Raw genomic sequence first — 17,419 nt, 5'->3', positions numbered from 1 at the left:
GCCGCTGATGAAGCGGCTTTTTGATGCAAAGCGTACCGAATGCTAATGCATCACTTCTGCCTTACTGGGAGAATGCACCGGTTCCGGAGCGCCTTCAAAATGTTTGTACTTTCCCAAGAGCCGTCCGATCTGGTAGGTCATTGGAATAATGACTTGACGAACGAATCGGGGAATCCCCATCATGTCGAATTCGTCTGAATAGCGCGTCAGCAAGTAAGCTGCATCGAACGTTTCCGGCTGTGCCTTTCCCGATTTGTTTTGAGCGGCATAGATAGCCGTAAGGTAAAACACGACCGAGTGAGCCGGATTGATCCAGCCCTTGCAATGGAGCGTTTCTGCGCCAGCGTTCCAAAAGCGGTGCGGTATACCTCGCCTGAACAGGACAGTTTCACCTTCTCCGGCAAACTGTTCCGGTTCCCCCTGGATTTGATATCCGATCCTGCCGTTGACTACGGTCAGACATTCGTCCTGCAGCCAGTGTACATGCATAGGTGGGCCACTGCCCGGTGCTACAAAATTTTCTACGATCAACCGGTCGCCCTCTGCCTCGTGGAGGACTTCCAGGAAAGTTAGTTTTTCTCCAATGCAATTCTCAATTGTGTGGGGGTAGGTGATTTTCATATTTTCCATTGTTTTGGTGGTTTATTTTCGTTGATATAAAGGTAGTTATGGTTATTTTAAGAAGTATGGGCTAGGCCGACGAAACGGAAAAAGCCGCTCATGAAGCGGCTTTTTCCTGTCAGGATGGATACGTAGGATATATGGTCGGTGCAGAGACGGCCAGTCCGATGGCCGTACCCCATTTACTTCTCGACGAGCACGTTGTCTTGTGCATTTGATTCGAAGGTATTGGCAGTGGTCAGGTCGGCATTGGCCGAGGAGCCGTAACCTACCATAACCCCGTAGCCGCCGCTACCGCTGATCTGCGTGTTCTTGATGGTCATGGTAGCTTTGGTACCCCAGATCGCAATGTTGGCTTTCTTCGCCGATACAATGATGTTGCCGCCCGCGTTGCGTACCTCGGCGTTTTCCAGGATCGTCTTGGGGTCGGCCGAGTAGCAGATGATGCCGCGCCAGTAAGCCGCCGAGCCGTCGGCGCTGGTGAAAATCACCTTGTCCTTGGTAGTACCTTTGGCGGAAAGGTACCCGCTGGTATTGATGCGAATCACCGCGTCGCGGTTCATTTCCAGGATTACGCCGGGATTGAGTTTCCAACCCGTGTTGACAGTCAATTCGCCGTTGATGCGGTAGGGGGCTTTGTCGGCGAAGCCCGCCCAAGTAATCTCCGTGCCGTTTTTAAGATTGGAAGACGTCACCTCTACCACATTGCGGCCGTTGTTACCTTTGAAGGTCGAGAAATAGTCCAGCTTTTCGACATTCGCAGCGTCGAGCAGAATGCCCGCTTCGGTGTTGTTACGGAAGCCATTCTCGGCGAACTCGCGCAGGATACCACCCTCGTAGACATAGATACCGTAGCCATCATTGTCGGTGAATGCGGTGTTTTTGATTGCCATCTGCGCTTTACTTCCCCCGGAGAAAAACAGGGCCGCTTTGGTCGTACTATACATGGGGCGGCTGCCCGCGTGGCTCACTTCGGCGTATTCCATTACATTGGCGTTACTGCCCGAGTATAGCGCGATACCTACCCAATAGCCCTTGGTTTTCTGCACGCCCACAAATTTAATTTTATTAGTAGCTTCTCCCTTGGCGATCAGCAAACCGCCGTTGTCGTTCACGTTCATGCGGACATCACGCTCGAAGGCAATCACCACGCCGGGATTGATGGTCAGCTCGTGGTTCACGTCGATGTTCTTGGTGACGATGTAGTCGGGCAGGTCGGGGTTGGAAATGCGGTCTACGAGGGTAGTTTTGACCGTGATATTGGCGCTGATAGCCAGGGGTTCGGCTACCGAAGCGGTCACAAGTACCTTGTCGGTGGCTTTGCCATTGGGGCTAGTTGCGGTCAATTCCAGTTCGTACTCGCCTACTTCGTCGGGCTTGAAGGTTGGCTTTGCTGATGTGGCGTCGGAAAGCGTAACGGTACTTTTGGCTGGTTTGCGGAGCAGCGCCCATTGGTACGTAAGGGGCTTGCTCTCGCTGTCGGTCGAGCCCGATCCATCGAGCGTAACCAGCTGTCCTACCTGCACCGTTTGATCGGCACCAGCCTTGGCGGTTACTGCCCCGGAGGGAACGGGATCATCATCTTTCTTACAGCTGGTGAGGAAAAACAGGCCTGCGAGCAGGATCAGCAACCAGCGGCTGGCGGCTGCAGTCAGGAATTGGATACTGAGGTTTTGGGGAGTTTGTTTTTTTGTTTTCATGGCTAAAATAAATTGGTTCGGGATTGACCCGTAGTTTATAGATTGGTTTTAACTTTTTCCAAAAGTATGGGCTTGCATCCGGCGGGTAAGGAGCAAGTTGGGTGAAGCGTTAGAAAGGATATTTGAACTGGGCCAAATCCTGTCTTGACTGTGCGGCTACCTAGCGCACGAAATCCAGCACCGCCCTAGTGAACTTATCGGTTTCGGTAATGAATGGCTCATGCCAGGATTCGGCGAAACGTACTTCGGTCACGGGGGCATTGGTCAGCATTTTCTTGGTCGCCTCACCGACTTCCACAGGTACCACGCCATCCTTTACGCCCCAAAACAGACCGACCGGAATACGGATGTCCTTCAAAAAGGGGCCTTTTTCAAACCGCCGACTCTCGACGTTTCCGTAGTAGCTGTATGCTTTTCCGTGCGTAAATTGGGCCAAAGCCGTATTGGGGGAGTTGAAGGCATAGTTGATCAGGTACTTGCCATCGTCGTAGAGCGATACCGGATTTCCGCCCAGCTTGTACATCCAGCGGTAGATGGGCTCCCACTCAATGGTAGCGGCATTTTCGGGCGTAACCGGATGTGCCTGTAGGTAGGTTTCGGCTTCGGTGTTGCCCTGCTTTTGGGCTTCGCGCAACGCCCATTCCCGCACGGCGGCCAGCCAGTTGGCAAAGGAAAACATGCCGTTGACGACCATCAGCCCCGCCACTTCCTGCTGGTGGGTGCCCGAAGTCAGGTACTGCCACGAAAGCTCCACGCCAAAGCTGTGGGCCAACAGGTATATTTTTGCGCCGGGGTACTGCTTTTTCAAAAGCTTGATGGCGTACCCCATATCCTCGCTGAACTGAGCGTAGCGGAGGGTACCTTCATCCACTTTGCCCGAAGAAGTCCCGGCTACCCGCTGATCCCAGTAGGCTACCATTGCTTCGGTTTCCAGCCCTTTGAGGTGGTAGCGGTAACACATGGCGCAGTCACCCGGCCCACCGTGGACATACAGGATGATTTTGTCAGATGCCCGGTTTCCCTTTACCCAGATGGGCATATCGGCTCCTTTGTTCCGCAGAAAAAGGGTACTTTCCTCGAAGGGTTGCGGGTCGCGGTCGCCGCAGGCCAGCAACATCAGTAAAAGGACGAAAGAGAGTAGTTTAGAGAACGTTTTCATAGCTTTTTTAAAGGTAAAATCAGACCTGCTTCCAAACTGAATCGCATGAGGGCTGAGGTATTGTAAGGCCGTTGCTGCATCACGTTCAGGCGGGTGTACCACGCCAGGGGTACCTGCCGCCGCACCGACAAATCTTTTCCTACCCCTACAAAAACCGTCGGGAGAAAGGCGTTTCCACCCGCCAGACGCACCCGTTGCAGCTCGCCGGACTCGTCGGGGGAGTAAGTAGTTCCTTCCAGAAAATAATGGAAGTATGCAGGGGCCAGCCCAGCCTCGAAGATTCCTCCGCGCCGGCTCGTGCGGCGGTAGGTTAGTTCAGGGAAAAACACGAGTCCAACGTGGTTCTGGGGATGACGGTACACGGCCAGGGCGGGTGCCACTAGTAGCTGCCTGCGGGCCCGGTTGCGTTCTTTTACGAAACTGCGGAGCGACCATTCACGCGCCACCTTCAAGCCGTAGTGGGTGACGGTCTCGCCATAGTATCCTACCCGCAGCGATTGCGCCGGAGCTTTGAAAAAAGTGACCAGCAACAGGACGAAAGTAAGGTACTTTACCATGAGGTAGGCAGAAAAGTACTGATGTTGGAATCGCTCTGATTGAACTTTACCACCAGGTTAGGCTTGCCGTTGGTACCTTTTGTGATTTCGTAGTAGTATGTCTGTACTTTCATTTCTGAAGGCTCCATTTTCCGGTCAAAATTGCGGTTGGGAGCGCAGGAGTAGAAGCCCCGGTACTTTCCATCGGTGGGAGTAAGCGTAAATGAGCCGCTCGTTTCGTTGAATTCTACCCGACCTTTTTCATAGGTGAAGGCTTCAGTACGGCAACTGGAATAATCCCGGGCTGAGGAAACAAAGTACTTCTCGTAGGTACCATTCTGCTTGAAATCGAAGACGACGGCCAGCTCGAAAGGCTTGCCTTGATACGCGCCGTCGTACGACCAGAAGTCGCTCATGGCAAAGCTGCCGTACATCCACTTGCCTACGGCCTCGGGGGCCGTATGACCGCCGGGACCAGCGTCGACATTTTTTTCACAAGCTGTGCTGAGAAGCGCTACACTCAGTAGCGCGAAGAGGATTTTTTTCATGGCTAAAAAAGAGTTATTAAGTTGAAAAGTAAGTAATTGAATAAAATCTGGAATCTATTGTTGACCGATACGTTTCATCCGGAAAACGCCTTTGATGTTGGCCGTACCGATCACATTTGGGGGCGTGGAAGGCCTGACCCATCCGGCGGGTTGCACCGTGAAAGTCCCTACCACCCAGGCTAAATTCGAATTGTCTACTTTCAATGAACCGCCGCTAACCTGTACATTCTTAGTTCCATACAGATGCTGGTAGATCATTGGTCCCTGCAATAGATTGAAGGCTACGTCGGTACTTTTCGTCCAGCGAAACACGCCTTCGGGAGCTCCTTTCCACGATACTGAGGCCGATTCGGCCCCATTTTTTCCCGTCACCACATTCTGGGTACTGTTGAGGTTGGCCCCGCCGGGGTAGGTTTGCCATGCGCCACCGTCTATCTGCACGGAAATACCTTCGGGAGCTACGAAGACATTAGAAACCAGTCGGAGATCACGATACACTCTGCCGTCGATGGTCACTGTTTTATTCAATAAAACACTGACGGCTACGGGGTTCCTGGCCGGGATATGATTGGGAGCCTGATAGGTATTAATGTTGCTGCTCTTCGTGTTTTTCAGCGATCCTTCTGCTGCCACCTGCCAGGAATCAATGTATTTTTCATCGAGCAGGACGGGAATGGGTATTATCAGATCATCCGTGTTATCCGAGGGTGTATCGATATGTCCCCACACTTTAAGATTAACCTGACCACCCGGATCAAGGATGATGCTCCCAGGTTGGTCGTGAGTCAACTTTACATTTTGGAAAAGGCTCCAGTCGCTGAAATGCGTCGTGCTAATGGTCACGTTATGGGCGGTTGTATCGATACTTTTCAGGGAGGGCGATTGCCAGCTTCCTTTCTCGTTTTGGTAGGCTACCCGCAAGAATTCCGGTGCCGATCCCTTCACGTCCTGTTCATCGTATTGGAAAGTAAGCGTAGCAGGCTTGGCGAAAGTGAGGCCGTGGGGCGTAAGCCGGAACGCTTGTCCCGTACCCGAGGGGCATTGGTTGGTCAGCGGCTGCACCGAAATGGTTTTGGTTTCGGTCAATGCCCCGGCGGGAATCGAAATCCTGATTCGCTGGTCGGCCGACTGGATGGAGCCACCCGCCGGACCGATGGTGGCAGTAAGGGGGGTACCTTCGGGGGTACCTACCGGCGTAACGGCTCCGGTGGCTGGGGCTGACGGGGGACCCGAATTGTCGTCGGACGTGGGAGCGACGGAACCTTTGTCAGGATCGCACGCCAGGCACAGGACGGCGAGGGCCGAGCAAAGGAAAAGCTGGAGTTTGTTTTTCATGGCTACTAGATTTTTTGGTTTGATGGTTCAAAATTGGTAGGCCGTCCGCTTTTAGCCAGCGGAGAAATTTTTGAAACGGTACAATCAGCTTGTGAAGCGTAGCGATCCCGCCAACAATTCGGCAATGCATCATTGGTCTGCCACCTCACATTATGGTTCGGTCCAAAACCCGCAAAGCCGCTTCATCAGCGGCTTTGCGGGTTTTGGTAGAATGGATATAATTGGGTAGGATAGAATCAGATGGCCAACTCGGTTCGATGCGTCATAGAGACAGAATGGCGAGACGAAAGCCAGAGCACGACACCTAGCCAAATAGCCCAAATGGGAGCTAGGATCAAGTACCCATTTAGTCCTACTTCAGCGATGGTTTTCAAACCTAACACCTCGCCCAATCCATCGAGTATTGAAAACATTCCCAGCAGCAGAGTGGCCCAGCGGAAAGTCCGCCCAAACTGGGTCAGAAAAAAGCCTGTAAACAACAACCATGCCCCCGCCAATAGGACTTCCAATGTGTTCCAGAGCGCACCGTACACGATTTCAACCACCGCTTTGTAGATCAACTGGACCGTGGCCTTTCCATCGGCAGAAGCAGCGGTGTACTCAGCCAGGAATGTGGGCGTCAGAACGGCCAGTATGATTGCGCCGATGGCTCCGATCAATACATAACTGGTAGCGCAGAATGTTATAAGGGGTGCCCATGGAGTTTGGGCCTTCAGCCATTGGTGCAGCCAGAAAATGACGGGAAGTAACAGCAGGTAGTAGCCCATCAGGTCGGCCAGCATCGACCAGCGTAGCAGTGAGGAGCTGACATTCGGGATGCTCAGAACCTGCACTGGGTCAGCGAAAGCATCCGGGTGATCGGCCAGGGCAATGCCTGAAAGTACCAGGCAAAGCAGAGCCAGTAAGCCGGATACTATCGTTAGAAACCCCACCTGACGGGTGTACCCTGTCGAAGGATTCATTTGTTCGTTTATCGCTTTCATTTTTTTGCAATCTCGAGCTCCGTCGATTTCTGCTTGATATCGTTCTTGATTTTCGGTACCGTTTTCAGATACTCATAGATTGCTCCAACTTCCTGGTCCGATAGAGCAAGCTTGGGAGTCATGGGGTACCTCAGAATGCTGCCGTCGGGCCGGACGCCCATTTTTACGGCCTTGATAAACTGCTCTTTGGAATACTTCCGGGCAATACCCGTTTCTTCGTCGAAGGTAAGGTTCGCCGTAACGACGGGTTTGCCACCTTCTCCTGTCATCTCTATGCCACCCCCATAGTACCCCTTGGTGCGTTCGGTATGTACCTTGTTCTGGTCAACTAAGTCGCCGGAGTGGCAGCTGAAGCAGTCGCCTACGGCATCGGCTGTGTATTTGCCCAAGGCTATGGGATCGGTGCTATCGGGAGGAGCAATCATGTGCTGCGGGTAGGGCAGAGGCTTCATTACCGTATGGGTCAGTAGCTTGGATACAATGCTGAGATCCGATGACTGGGGTTCTTCTGGGACTGCCTGTACGGGAAAGCGATCGGAGCGTAGCCAGGCTACTACTGATTTCAAATCCTCATCCGAAACATTGGGATACTGGGGCATTACGGGCGCATAGGAGCCATCGCGCCGGATACCTGTCCGCAGGAAGTAGATTAACTCCCCATCCGTCCAATTTCCGATCCCTTTTACCTTGTCCTGCGTAATGTTTTTGGAATACAGTTTTCCGAAAATGGCCGGTACTTCACCAAGATACTTGCCCGTCAGTTGATTCTTGTTGTTAGCATGGCATTCCATGCACTGGATGTTGGCGATCACCTCCCCACGGGCCACGCGGGCCGGGGTGATCTCAACCGAAATCTCGGGTATGTTGGGCTTGTCGTAGGTAGGTACCCCTGTGATGGCCACGTAGGCACAGAACAAGCCGATCAGCAAAACGACGCTACCGAGGAAGATTCCAAAAAACTTCAAAACTTTTTTCATGATTTTGTTATTTAAAATGGCTATTAGATTCGGAAGGCCTAGTTTTTACTAAGCCCGATACAAAAGTGGGAAACAGAGCCAGCGCATTCAATGGCTGGACGGATGAAGCGGAAGGAAACGGTAATGGAGTGAATATTTTGCGCTCTGACCCACCCTGCAAAACAGAAAGCAGACCCGTGCCCTAAACCCCGCAATGTGGGTCGTTGGTACATAAGGGCCTGCTTTCGGGTGAGGTACCTAGCTCAATCGGTAAGATTGCTCGGTATGCTGACGGATCACCAGGGTTTTGTCCGTGACCTGTTTTCCAACCGTCACGCGAATCAGGTAGCTTCCATTTTCCAACTCAGAAAGATTGAGGTTTTGATGCGCCCCTTTCCGCAAGTCAATGTGGTTGCGGTAAAGGGTACGTGGGCCGTGCAAAACCTCCACAACGGCATTTCCTTCCATGCGGCCAAACCTGAGTCGCAGTTTGTGATCCGAGCCCAGGTACATGGCCATGTGATCGGTAACGACGTAGCCGGATATCTCGGCCGACGGGTTTTCTGAGTTGAAACAGGGGTGGTCGGGAGCCGCCAGGCCCAGGGCACCGGCCAGGGCAAAAATGATTATAGTTTTCATGCTAATAGATGGAATTGGTAAAAAATTGGTAAAGTCCCCGCTTTGTTGGAGCGAAGTGGGGGATTAAAAATAGAGCGCGGCAAGAAAAAGCAGAAAGGAGATATTCCAAAGCGATACTTTCTATATCCGAATGCCCTTTTTCTTTACGCCAAATTCCGAACAGGTACCTGTTAGGTACCCTATCGCACTACTTATTTTTCATGGGTAGCTATATGCGCCCCTGCTCGTCCTCAACGCCGGTACGGCGTTGCCGGGCGGCTTTCAGGTTGCGGTTGCCAAAGTTGTAGGTGAACGTCAGCCGGGCCACACGGCTCTCGAAGCGCGAAACAAATGACAGATTGGTGTTTCCGTAATTAGTAGTTCCGGCATTGCGCATCGTGTAAAACAAGTCGCTGACATTGAGCCGCAGGGAGGCCGTTTTTTTCATAAGATTTTTTTGCAAGCCTACACTTACCTGCCCCTGGCTGCGGAAAAACATCTGGCCGTACACGCTGGGTGAATTGTAGAAGGCCGAGATTTCCGCCGAAAATCCATGAGGAAGCAGGAAACTCTGGTTCAGGTTGGCATTGGCCGAAAACTGGCGGTAGTTCAGCGGCAGACCCGCATATTGGGCATCGTAAGCATTCCAGAACACATCCACGCTGGGGCGCAGCGTCCACCACTTGACGGGCTGCCAGGGTAGGCTGAGGTTCAGATTGACATTATGGAAAGTAGCCACGTTGACCGTCGTCACCCGGACCTGCTCGCCGATTTGATCATTGACGCCGATCATGGCGTCGGTAGTGTGGTTGTAGCTCAGGCTGATGCTGGTTTCGCCCTTATAGCTGTACCCAACCTGAAAGGCATTGGTGTACTGGGGGCGTAAAAACGGATTCCCTTCGCGGTAGGTATAGGCATCCATCACGTAAATAAACGGGTTGAGCGACTGGTAGCCGGGGCGGTCGATCCGGCGGCTGTACGACGCCCGCCACTGGTGTGACTTGCTGGCGTTGTAGGTCACAAACGCGCTCGGAAATAGATTGAGATAGCGACGATCTACCACTTTTTGCAAAGTCAGCGAATTGCCCACCGAGTAGGTTTGCTCAGCCCGCAGTCCGGCCTGCAGATCCCATTTGCCCCGCTCGCGGCTGGCGTTGAGGTAGGCCGCCGCGATGGTTTCGTCGTACAGAAAGTGGTTGCTACGCTGAGGATCGGGTACATAACTACCGGATTCGGCTCGGGTCTCGAATTGCAGGTCGTTGTCCGAACTGACGTACGACACCTTGGCTCCGGCTTCCAGCTTGGTCCCTTTGCCCAGCGGATGAACATAGTCGGCCTTGGCGGCGCGGATCGTGACGGTCGAGAGTGGAATGTTGCGTTGTAGCAGGGCGGGTCGGATTTCTTCATTCCCCGGCCCGAAGTACCTCGTATCCATATTATCTTCAATCTGAATACCTACTTGAGCTATATCGAAATCCGCCACGATTTCCCGGCCCAGCGTATCGAAAGTATGCTTCAGGTTGGCGTTGGCCGACAGGCGCTGCATATCGCGCGTGGAAGCATTGATCATGGTGACCGTCTGTGTGAGCTGGTCCTGAGCATTATACACCAGGTTGCGGTTGTCGATCCGGGCAGTGTTACCACTCAACATACCATTGACCATCAGTCCTACGGTGGTGTGTTTACCCAAAGCATAATCACCTCCGACCTTAAATGTATGGCTCTGGCTGGTATTGGGCCGATCACCGAGGTTGCGTACCCGCGTCAGGGAGTCGCCCTCACCAAAATATCGCCGGGCGTCCACGTTTCCGAAGCTTTTGCGGTAGTCGTAGTTGTAGTTGGTAAACAGACTTAGTTTACCCGATCGGTGGTTGAGCGAAAAGCCGGGGGAGGACTTAGGGTACCTTCCGTAACCACTGCTGATGGTCAGGCTGCCGTTGGTACCATCAGTGCGGGCTCCGCGTTTGAGCCGGATATTAATGATGCCCGCGTTGCCCGCCGCGTCGTAGCGAGCCGAAGGGTTGGTAATGAGTTCGATGGCCTCGATGCTGTTCGAGGGGGTGTTTCGCAATAAATTAATGACTTCCTGCGCCGAAAGGTAGGTCGGCTTATCGTCGATCATCACTAGGGTACCTTCGCGGCCTTTCAGCACGATGCGCTCATTCTGATTGTCCACAAGCACGCCGGGCGCACGCTCCAGCACTTCCAGCGCATTGCTGCCGCTGGCTACAATACTATTCTCTACATTGATGACCGTCTTGTCGGGTAGTTGCTCAATGAAAGGCTTCTGGGCGGCAATCTTCACTTCTCCCAAAGTCTGGCTTGCTTCACGGGAAACCAATGGAAATACCCGGGCCGTGAGCTGGCCTTCCTTAATTGTGAAAGGTGCCGAAACAACGCGGGTGTACCCGATCATCGTACCCGCCACGGTATAAGTACCGGGCTGAACTCCCTCAAAAAAGTACTGTCCGGTGGTATCGGTGACGGCCCCTTTGGCCATTGTCGAGTCAGGCCGCAGCAGCAGTACGGTGGCAAAGCCGAGCGGCTGGCCGCTGGCGTCGAAAAGTTGGCCCGACACGGTGGCGCGGGCGAGCGACTGGGCGTACATGGCCCCCGAAAATAAACACATGCTTCCCGCTATGATGGCAATCCAGCATAGTTGGGTGAACGATGGAAAATTGGCGGCGTCCATAGTACGAGGAGTTTTTTTATTTTTCATGGCTAACAGAAGTGAAAATTGACTTGGCAAAGTTGGCAGAAAGCCCAGCGCCCGTCAATCGCACGAAAATGTGATTTGCCAGAAAAATAATCGCATGGAAATGCCGCGATCAGCTTACACCAGTCCCTCGCGCATGGCTTTCAGGATGGCCTCGGTTTTGGAGTTGACCTGTAGCTTATCGTAAATGTGGCGGATGTGAGAGCGGACGGTATCGATACTGATGTGCAGGTCGTCGGCGATAAGCTTGTAGCTGTACCCGTTCACCAGTCCTTTCACGATGTCCAGTTCACGCGCCGAAAGGCGGTAATCTTCCCGCTCGGGCTGAGGTACCACTTTTTGCTGCGACTGGAAAAATTGCAGCACGCGCCGGGCAATGTTGGCCGTCATGGGCGAACCGCCCCGGTGAATATCAAAAATGGCCGAGACGATTTCCGAAGGCGGCGTATGCTTGAGCAGATAACCACTGGCCCCATTGCGGATAGCCTGAAAGATCTTCTCATCGTTGTCGAAAACTGTCAGCATAAGTACTTGAGTATCCGGTGAAGCAGCCTTCACAATCGGTACCGCGTCGATGCCGCTCAGGCCGGGCAGGTCGATGTCCATCAGTACCACATCGGGCCGAAGGGTTTGTAATTCCTGGCTCAGGTGCGAACAGTCGCCGAATGCTCCGAGCATTTCCAGGCCCGGTGTGGCCTGCAGCAGGAAGGTAATGCCTTCGCGCAAGTCCCGGTTATCTTCGTAGTAGGTAATTTTGATTGATTCCTGCATGATTATAAGGCTAAGAGCCATAAACTTACGATCAAACCTTCATCCGCAAACTGACTTCCGTACCCTGTCCGGGCTCAGAAGTCAAACTGAATTGTCCCCGGATTTCGGCCGCGCGCTTGCGGAGGTTGGGCAGCCCGTTGCCGGGCCCGGTAGTGGCAATATCAAAGCCGCAGCCATTGTCCTGGATCAGCAGCCGCAGTTCGCGGCCTACGGTCGCCAGTTTGATTTCGATTCGCGAGGCGTTGGCGTATTTGATGGCGTTGTTGATGGTTTCCTTGAAAATCAGGTAGATATTCCGGCGTTGTTCCACGTTCAGTCGCAGGTCGGTAAAGGATTCGCCCACCTGCATCTGAAAATCAACGCCTTTGGCCTCGGCCATCCGCAGCCCAAACTCACGCATCCGGGTAGCCAGGTCAGCCAGGCTATCGTCTTTCGACTGGATCGTCCAGATGATGTCCTGCATGGATTCCGAGAGAGCGGTAGCACTACTGCTGATGCGCTGCAGCACAGGTACCGTTTCGGGCCGCACGTCGGCGATCTGCTGCTGGGCCACATCGCTGAAAATGCGGATACTACTGAGCGTGGAGCCCATGTCGTCGTGCAGGTCGGTGGCGATGCGGTTGCGGATACTTTCCAGATGTTGACGCTGGCGCTCGCGGTAGCGGTACACGGCGTAAAGCAACAGTACCCCCACCAGCACGGCCAACAGCCGAAACCACCAGGTTTGCCAGAAAGCGGGAATTACCCTGAAATACAGTGAGGTACCTGTTTCGTTCCAGAGGCCGTCATTGTTGGCGGCTTTTACCCGGAATGTGTAATGGCCAGGTGCCAGGTTGGTGTAAGTAGCCGTGGCGTCGTTGCTGTACACCCAGTCGGTATTGAAGCCGTCGAGCTTGTAGGCATAGTGGCTCTTTTTGGGCTGACTAAAAGTAAGGGCCGCAAAATCAATGTTCAGCGTGGTTTCACCCGGTTGCAGATCAAGCGGCGTAGCCAGGCTCCGGGCTTGGTTGTCGATGCGCAGGCCGGTGATCGTGACGGGGGGCGGAATCGGGTTGGGACGCAGATTGTCTGGCTGCACATAATTAAATCCGCCCCGAAAGCCGATAAAAAGCTCGCCCTGCGGATCAAGCGTCAGTTCCGTAGGATGAAAAATTCCTTCTTCCAGCAGACCACTGTCCTTACCGTAGTAGGTGAAAGTCTGGCTGTGGGGGTTCAGTTCGTGCAGTTGATCGTCGGAAACCATCCAGATATGCCCCCTCCGGTCTTCTTGAATACCAAATACGTGTTCGGCGCGCAGGCCATTGGCCAGGGTATAGGTACGGGAAATACGTCCCGTGCGGTCGGCAACGGCCACGTAGCCAATGCCCGACATCCAGATCTGATCCTGGCTGTCGAGCGAAAAAGTACTGTGCAGGCGGTCGGTCGGTTCTATCGGTGCACCATGGAGCTTAACAGGACGGGTGGTACCCCGCACCGGATCCAGACAGAATAACCCCGCTCCGGTCAGTACCCATACTTGCCCCTGGCTGTCCTGCTGAATCCGCCGGATAAAGCCCAGTTCGGTCGAAATGGCTAAAGGCCACGGCTCGATTCGATCCCGCTTCGGTTCGTAACGATACAAGCCATTCAGGTTGGAACCCAGCCAGATGCGGCCCTGCCTGTCCCGGAAAGTGACGGTAATGGATTGTTTATGACGGGTAGTTTCGGGCAGAAAACTGTCCAGGAATTCCCGCTTTCCGGTCAGCGGATCGTAGCGGCCTACCCCGCGCTGCAAGCCTACCCATACACGGCCTCTCCCGTCCTGTATCACATTGTGGGCGTCGGCCTTCCCTTTTTCGGAGCCAAAAGTAATGGGTACGAATTCGTCCGAAGTCCGTTTCCAGCACAATAGTCCCGCTCCGCGCACGGCCAGCCAGTACTGTTCCGGTTGCCGGATGTCGGGGCGTACCATGGCTACGAATTTGGTTTGGCCTTCGTTGATGGTTTGCGGTAATAGTTTCCGGCGAAACTTGATAGCATTCGGGTCAATTTTCTCCAGTCCCCGGTCGGTGCCGATCCACATGATTCCTGTTTCAGAATCGCGGTAAAAAGCCATGGCTGCCCCGCCGTTGTGGCTCATTTGGTCGTAGGGATTCTGCTCAAAAACAAAATATTCCCTTGTGGTGGGTACGTAGGCCGCCAGGCCGTTGTCCGCATCCCAGAGCCACCAAAAAGGTACCTTTCCCGCCAGCGTGTCGGCCTGCAACGCATAAATCGGTTTTGAGGGTAGCGCCGAGTCGGCCACGAAGTGATTGTTGGAGTCATCATAGCGCCATAACCCCCGGTTACTCGACGATAGTAAGGCGCTCGATCCGGTTTGCTTAAAATTGCCGAACTGCACCGTAGAATCGGCCTGTCCGTTACGCCAGGCAAAATAGCGCGTAAAACGACCCGAGCGGAAGTCGTGGCGGTAGATTTTTCCGGCATGATTGATCCAAAGCCGCCCCGCGTGGTCGAGGTACGGGTCTGCATACGCATTGTCAGATACCGCCGGTAATACGAACGCCTTTAATCGAAGGGTGTGGGGGTCGATGCGATAGAGTCGGAACTTGGAAGAAAACCAGCCATAACCTGTCCGGTCAAAATGGACGGGTGAGGTATAGTCGTTGTCGGCCTGTCCGTCCCGTTGAGTCGGGAGTGGAATGAGCTTGAACTCTTCCCGTATGGGGTCGAAGCGGTGCAAGCCCTTATTGGTTGCCACCCACAAAAAACCCTTTGTATCTTCGGTCAGCCCCGCGTTGACAACGTAGTTTCCCCGTAAACTGTTATCATTGGGCTGGCGGCGGTAATTTTTGAAATGCTGGCCGTCAAAGCGGCTCAGACCGTTGCTGGTTCCTACCCAAAGAAAACCGCGCCGGTCTTTCAGAATAGCCAGAATGAGGTCGCCCACCAGGCCCTGGTCGGTCGTGAAATGCTCGAATGAAGGCTCGGGCCGCTGGGCTATACTCTCCATCCCCACTAGTAGCCAGAGTAGGGTGAATGTGAAAATTGACGAGCCGCGTTTCCAGGTTTTTGCGTTTTTCATTACTCAAAGATACAGCCAATGCCGTTGCTTCAGCAAGCCCCTGGAATCGCATGAAGATGTTAATTTGGGGACGCCGTGCAACGCGGCTGACAGGGCTAGCACTTAGATTTTTACCCAAGTACTCAATACAGTCAAGCTTACCTGTTAAAAGGGAAAGCCGACCCGTACCCTAAGCCCCGTGATGTGGATCGTTGGTACCTGCGGGTCTGCTTTGGGAAGAGGTACCTGGCTCAATCGGTACGATTGTTCGGTAGGTTGACGGATCACCAGGGTTTTGTCCGTGACCTGTGACGGGAAAGCGGGATGGGAATTTGATCCATTCAAACAAGAAGTATTTCCAACGGAATTCCAGTCGTTTGGACAAAGGCCGGGTGCATTCGGATAATTTGAATCGCAAAAAATGAGCTACCCAGCTTGATTTGAGAAAAAACGCAACTCAACTACACTATGATTCAGCTTTACCAAACATTTTTCTTCCTGAGTTATTTTATCTTATCCAACCACTCAATTACCGTCCAGGACGACTACGAGGCCCTGGTAGCCGCCGAACGAGGTTTTGCCCTACAGGCCGAAAACGAGGGTATCCGGCGAGCCTTCCTGAGTAATCTGGATAGGCATTCGGTGGTATTTGTGAACAATACTTTTGTGAGTGGAACGCAGGTCTATGCACAACAACCCGACGGACCAGGGTACCTTAGCTGGCGGCCTGCCTATGCCGAAATCTCCGCCTCGGGCGAATTTGGATATACGACCGGGCCCTTCGAGTTCCGCCGAAGTAAAAAAGACGGAGTCCCTATTTCTTGCGGACAGTATACCAGTGTCTGGCACAAAACGGATCTGGGCCAGTGGAAAGTGCTGATCGACTTTGGCTGTGAACACGACCAACCCGGCACTCCTGCACCTACCATGATAAACCCCGAATGGTTCGGACTGAAAGATACAGTCGCCGTTGATACGGCACAGGCGAGCCAGGAACTGCTGCTGACCGAGGGTACCTTTTCTCGACTGGTTCGGCAAAGTGGTTTGAGCCACGCCTACCGGGACCTTTTACCTACCTCCGATTCGGTGCGAATACTTCGGAACGGCAGTCTGCCTTTGATGGGCAAGGGAGTAAATGGTATTCTTGAATCGGAAACACAGACCGTAACGTATCAGCCCATTCGGGCAGTCACGTCCCGTGCCGGAGACTTAGGGTACACCTATGGCTTTGCGGTAGTTGGCGAAAAACGGATGGGATACCTTCGGATCTGGCGAAAAAGGGGAGGGGCCTGGCAACTGGCACAGGAAGTTAGATAAGGTGTAAAGTATCAAGGAATTTTCTTTCTGCCCAAAGATAACAGGGTTCGATCAGGATGATTTGCTTGCCCGAGAGTCATGGCTGCTTTTTTCTTTGGGCTGAAAAAGTACCACCCGCTTCCGAACGGACTTTACGGTGCGCAGGTAGTCGTAAATCGCTCCCAAATCGGCTTCGGTCATCCCGGCGTAGAGCGTCCACGGCATCACAGTATTGAAGCCATCACCCACCACGGGTGCCGCAAAATGGGTCGGGTCATATGCTTTGAAGCGGTCCACAAAATCAGCCTTCGTCCAACGGCCAATGCCTGTGAGTGAATCAGGTGTAATGTTGGCCGACCGCAGGGTACCCCCGAACATACTTACCGGCATGCCCCCGGCGAAGGGGGACTTCTTGATAAGTTTCCCAAAAGTACGGTTCGTATGACAATCGGCGCAGCCCGCCATCCGGGTCAGGTACTGGCCGTAAGGTACCCCCAACGAAGCTTCCGAATCGGAAAGCAAGTTAGCCCGGTGGGGCATCAGGCGCATGCCCAGCCGTACGGGTGCGGGGATTCGGTTATTTGGGATGTCGTTCGCCAGGGGCGGCAGGGTACGTAGGTAGGCAATGATGGCCGCCGCATCGGACTGTCTCATGGTGTGGTAGTTGGGATAAGGCATTAGTGGGAACAACGGCTTGCCCGACTTTGTAACGCCGGCCGTGATGGCTGTGAGCAATTCCTGATCCGTCCAATCTTTCAGAGCGGCAGGGGTTAAATTACGCCCGTACACGCGGCCCGGTAACCCGTAGTTTTTCCCATATTCCTGCCCGCCCGCCCCCAGGGTACCCGGCACAATCGGTCCAGTGAGCCGGGTCCAGTCGCGCTGGGAATGGCAGTCCATGCAGGCTGCCACATGATTGGCCAGGTACTCTCCGTGGGCCACGAGGGCAGGGGTACCCTGGACCTGAAAGGTTTCCAACCGCTTTCCATTGGGTTGGCTGACTTTCGGACGAACGCAGTTGACCAGGCCAATCAAAATCAGCAACAGCATCAGCAGAAGAGCTGGCAGTTTTGTATAGTTTATAGGTAGGAAAAACATAATACTTTACCGTAAGCAGGTAGTTTCATCATTGATATA

Annotated in this window: 15 protein-coding genes; 1 reads left to right on the top strand and 14 read right to left on the bottom strand. The window is 53.5% G+C overall.

Annotated features, from left to right (window positions below):
- Positions 1-42 precede the first annotated feature (42 nt).
- From GBK04_RS26835 to GBK04_RS26775, 13 genes are all read right to left on the bottom strand, one after another.
- Positions 43-630, bottom strand: coding sequence for a cupin domain-containing protein (locus tag GBK04_RS26835; RefSeq protein WP_373331387.1), 588 nt, complete (start codon positions 628-630; stop codon positions 43-45).
- 173 nt (positions 631-803) lie between these two features.
- Complete coding sequence (locus GBK04_RS26830) at positions 804-2,321, bottom strand: PKD domain-containing protein (RefSeq protein ID WP_373331386.1); 1,518 nt, start codon at positions 2,319-2,321, stop codon at positions 804-806.
- A 160-nt stretch (positions 2,322-2,481) separates the two neighbouring features.
- Entirely contained in the window at positions 2,482-3,480 is a 999-nt protein-coding gene (locus GBK04_RS26825; RefSeq protein WP_152765103.1) for an alpha/beta fold hydrolase, read from the bottom strand.
- Complete coding sequence (locus GBK04_RS26820; protein WP_152765101.1) at positions 3,477-4,037, bottom strand: hypothetical protein; 561 nt, start codon at positions 4,035-4,037, stop codon at positions 3,477-3,479. Before GBK04_RS26820 ends, GBK04_RS26825 begins: the two co-directional genes overlap by 4 nt.
- Entirely contained in the window at positions 4,031-4,564 is a 534-nt protein-coding gene (locus GBK04_RS26815; RefSeq protein ID WP_152765099.1) for a hypothetical protein, read from the bottom strand. Before GBK04_RS26815 ends, GBK04_RS26820 begins: the two co-directional genes overlap by 7 nt.
- Before the next feature lie 54 nt (positions 4,565-4,618).
- Complete coding sequence (locus GBK04_RS26810; RefSeq protein WP_152765097.1) at positions 4,619-5,899, bottom strand: hypothetical protein; 1,281 nt, start codon at positions 5,897-5,899, stop codon at positions 4,619-4,621.
- Positions 5,900-6,135: 236 nt separating this feature from the next.
- Positions 6,136-6,882 carry a hypothetical protein gene (locus GBK04_RS26805; RefSeq protein WP_152765095.1) on the bottom strand — a complete coding sequence of 249 codons (747 nt, stop codon included), beginning with the start codon at positions 6,880-6,882 and terminating at the stop codon, positions 6,136-6,138.
- Complete coding sequence (locus tag GBK04_RS26800; RefSeq protein WP_152765093.1) at positions 6,879-7,859, bottom strand: c-type cytochrome; 981 nt, start codon at positions 7,857-7,859, stop codon at positions 6,879-6,881. The genes GBK04_RS26805 and GBK04_RS26800 overlap by 4 nt, the downstream gene beginning before the upstream one ends.
- A gap of 237 nt (positions 7,860-8,096) precedes the next feature.
- Positions 8,097-8,477, bottom strand: coding sequence for a T9SS type A sorting domain-containing protein (locus tag GBK04_RS26795; RefSeq protein ID WP_152765091.1), 381 nt, complete (start codon positions 8,475-8,477; stop codon positions 8,097-8,099).
- A gap of 208 nt (positions 8,478-8,685) precedes the next feature.
- Complete coding sequence (locus tag GBK04_RS26790; protein WP_152765089.1) at positions 8,686-11,175, bottom strand: TonB-dependent receptor domain-containing protein; 2,490 nt, start codon at positions 11,173-11,175, stop codon at positions 8,686-8,688.
- Positions 11,176-11,289: 114 nt separating this feature from the next.
- A complete protein-coding gene (locus GBK04_RS26785) occupies positions 11,290-11,943 on the bottom strand; it encodes a response regulator transcription factor (protein ID WP_152765087.1) in 654 nt (217 codons plus the stop codon).
- A gap of 31 nt (positions 11,944-11,974) precedes the next feature.
- The gene (locus GBK04_RS26780; protein WP_152765085.1) at positions 11,975-15,007 is read right to left on the bottom strand and encodes a ligand-binding sensor domain-containing protein; all 3,033 of its coding nucleotides are present in this window, start codon (positions 15,005-15,007) and stop codon (positions 11,975-11,977) included.
- 144 nt (positions 15,008-15,151) lie between these two features.
- The gene (locus GBK04_RS26775; RefSeq protein WP_152765083.1) at positions 15,152-15,331 is read right to left on the bottom strand and encodes a hypothetical protein; all 180 of its coding nucleotides are present in this window, start codon (positions 15,329-15,331) and stop codon (positions 15,152-15,154) included.
- 123 nt (positions 15,332-15,454) lie between these two features.
- On the opposite strand from GBK04_RS26775, the gene GBK04_RS26770 reads away from it, so the two are divergent.
- Positions 15,455-16,303, top strand: a complete 849-nt coding sequence (locus GBK04_RS26770) for a Cif family virulence factor (protein ID WP_152765081.1) — start codon at positions 15,455-15,457, stop codon at positions 16,301-16,303.
- 51 nt (positions 16,304-16,354) lie between these two features.
- Here GBK04_RS26770 and GBK04_RS26765 read toward each other — a convergent pair whose 3' ends face one another.
- Positions 16,355-17,332, bottom strand: coding sequence for a c-type cytochrome (locus tag GBK04_RS26765; protein WP_152765079.1), 978 nt, complete (start codon positions 17,330-17,332; stop codon positions 16,355-16,357).
- Positions 17,333-17,419 lie beyond the last annotated feature (87 nt).

Origin of the sequence: Salmonirosea aquatica, from assembly GCF_009296315.1 — a bacterium.
Taxonomy (GTDB): Bacteria; Bacteroidota; Bacteroidia; order Cytophagales; family Spirosomataceae; genus Salmonirosea; species Salmonirosea aquatica.
This window is presented reverse-complemented; position numbering and strand designations above follow the sequence as displayed.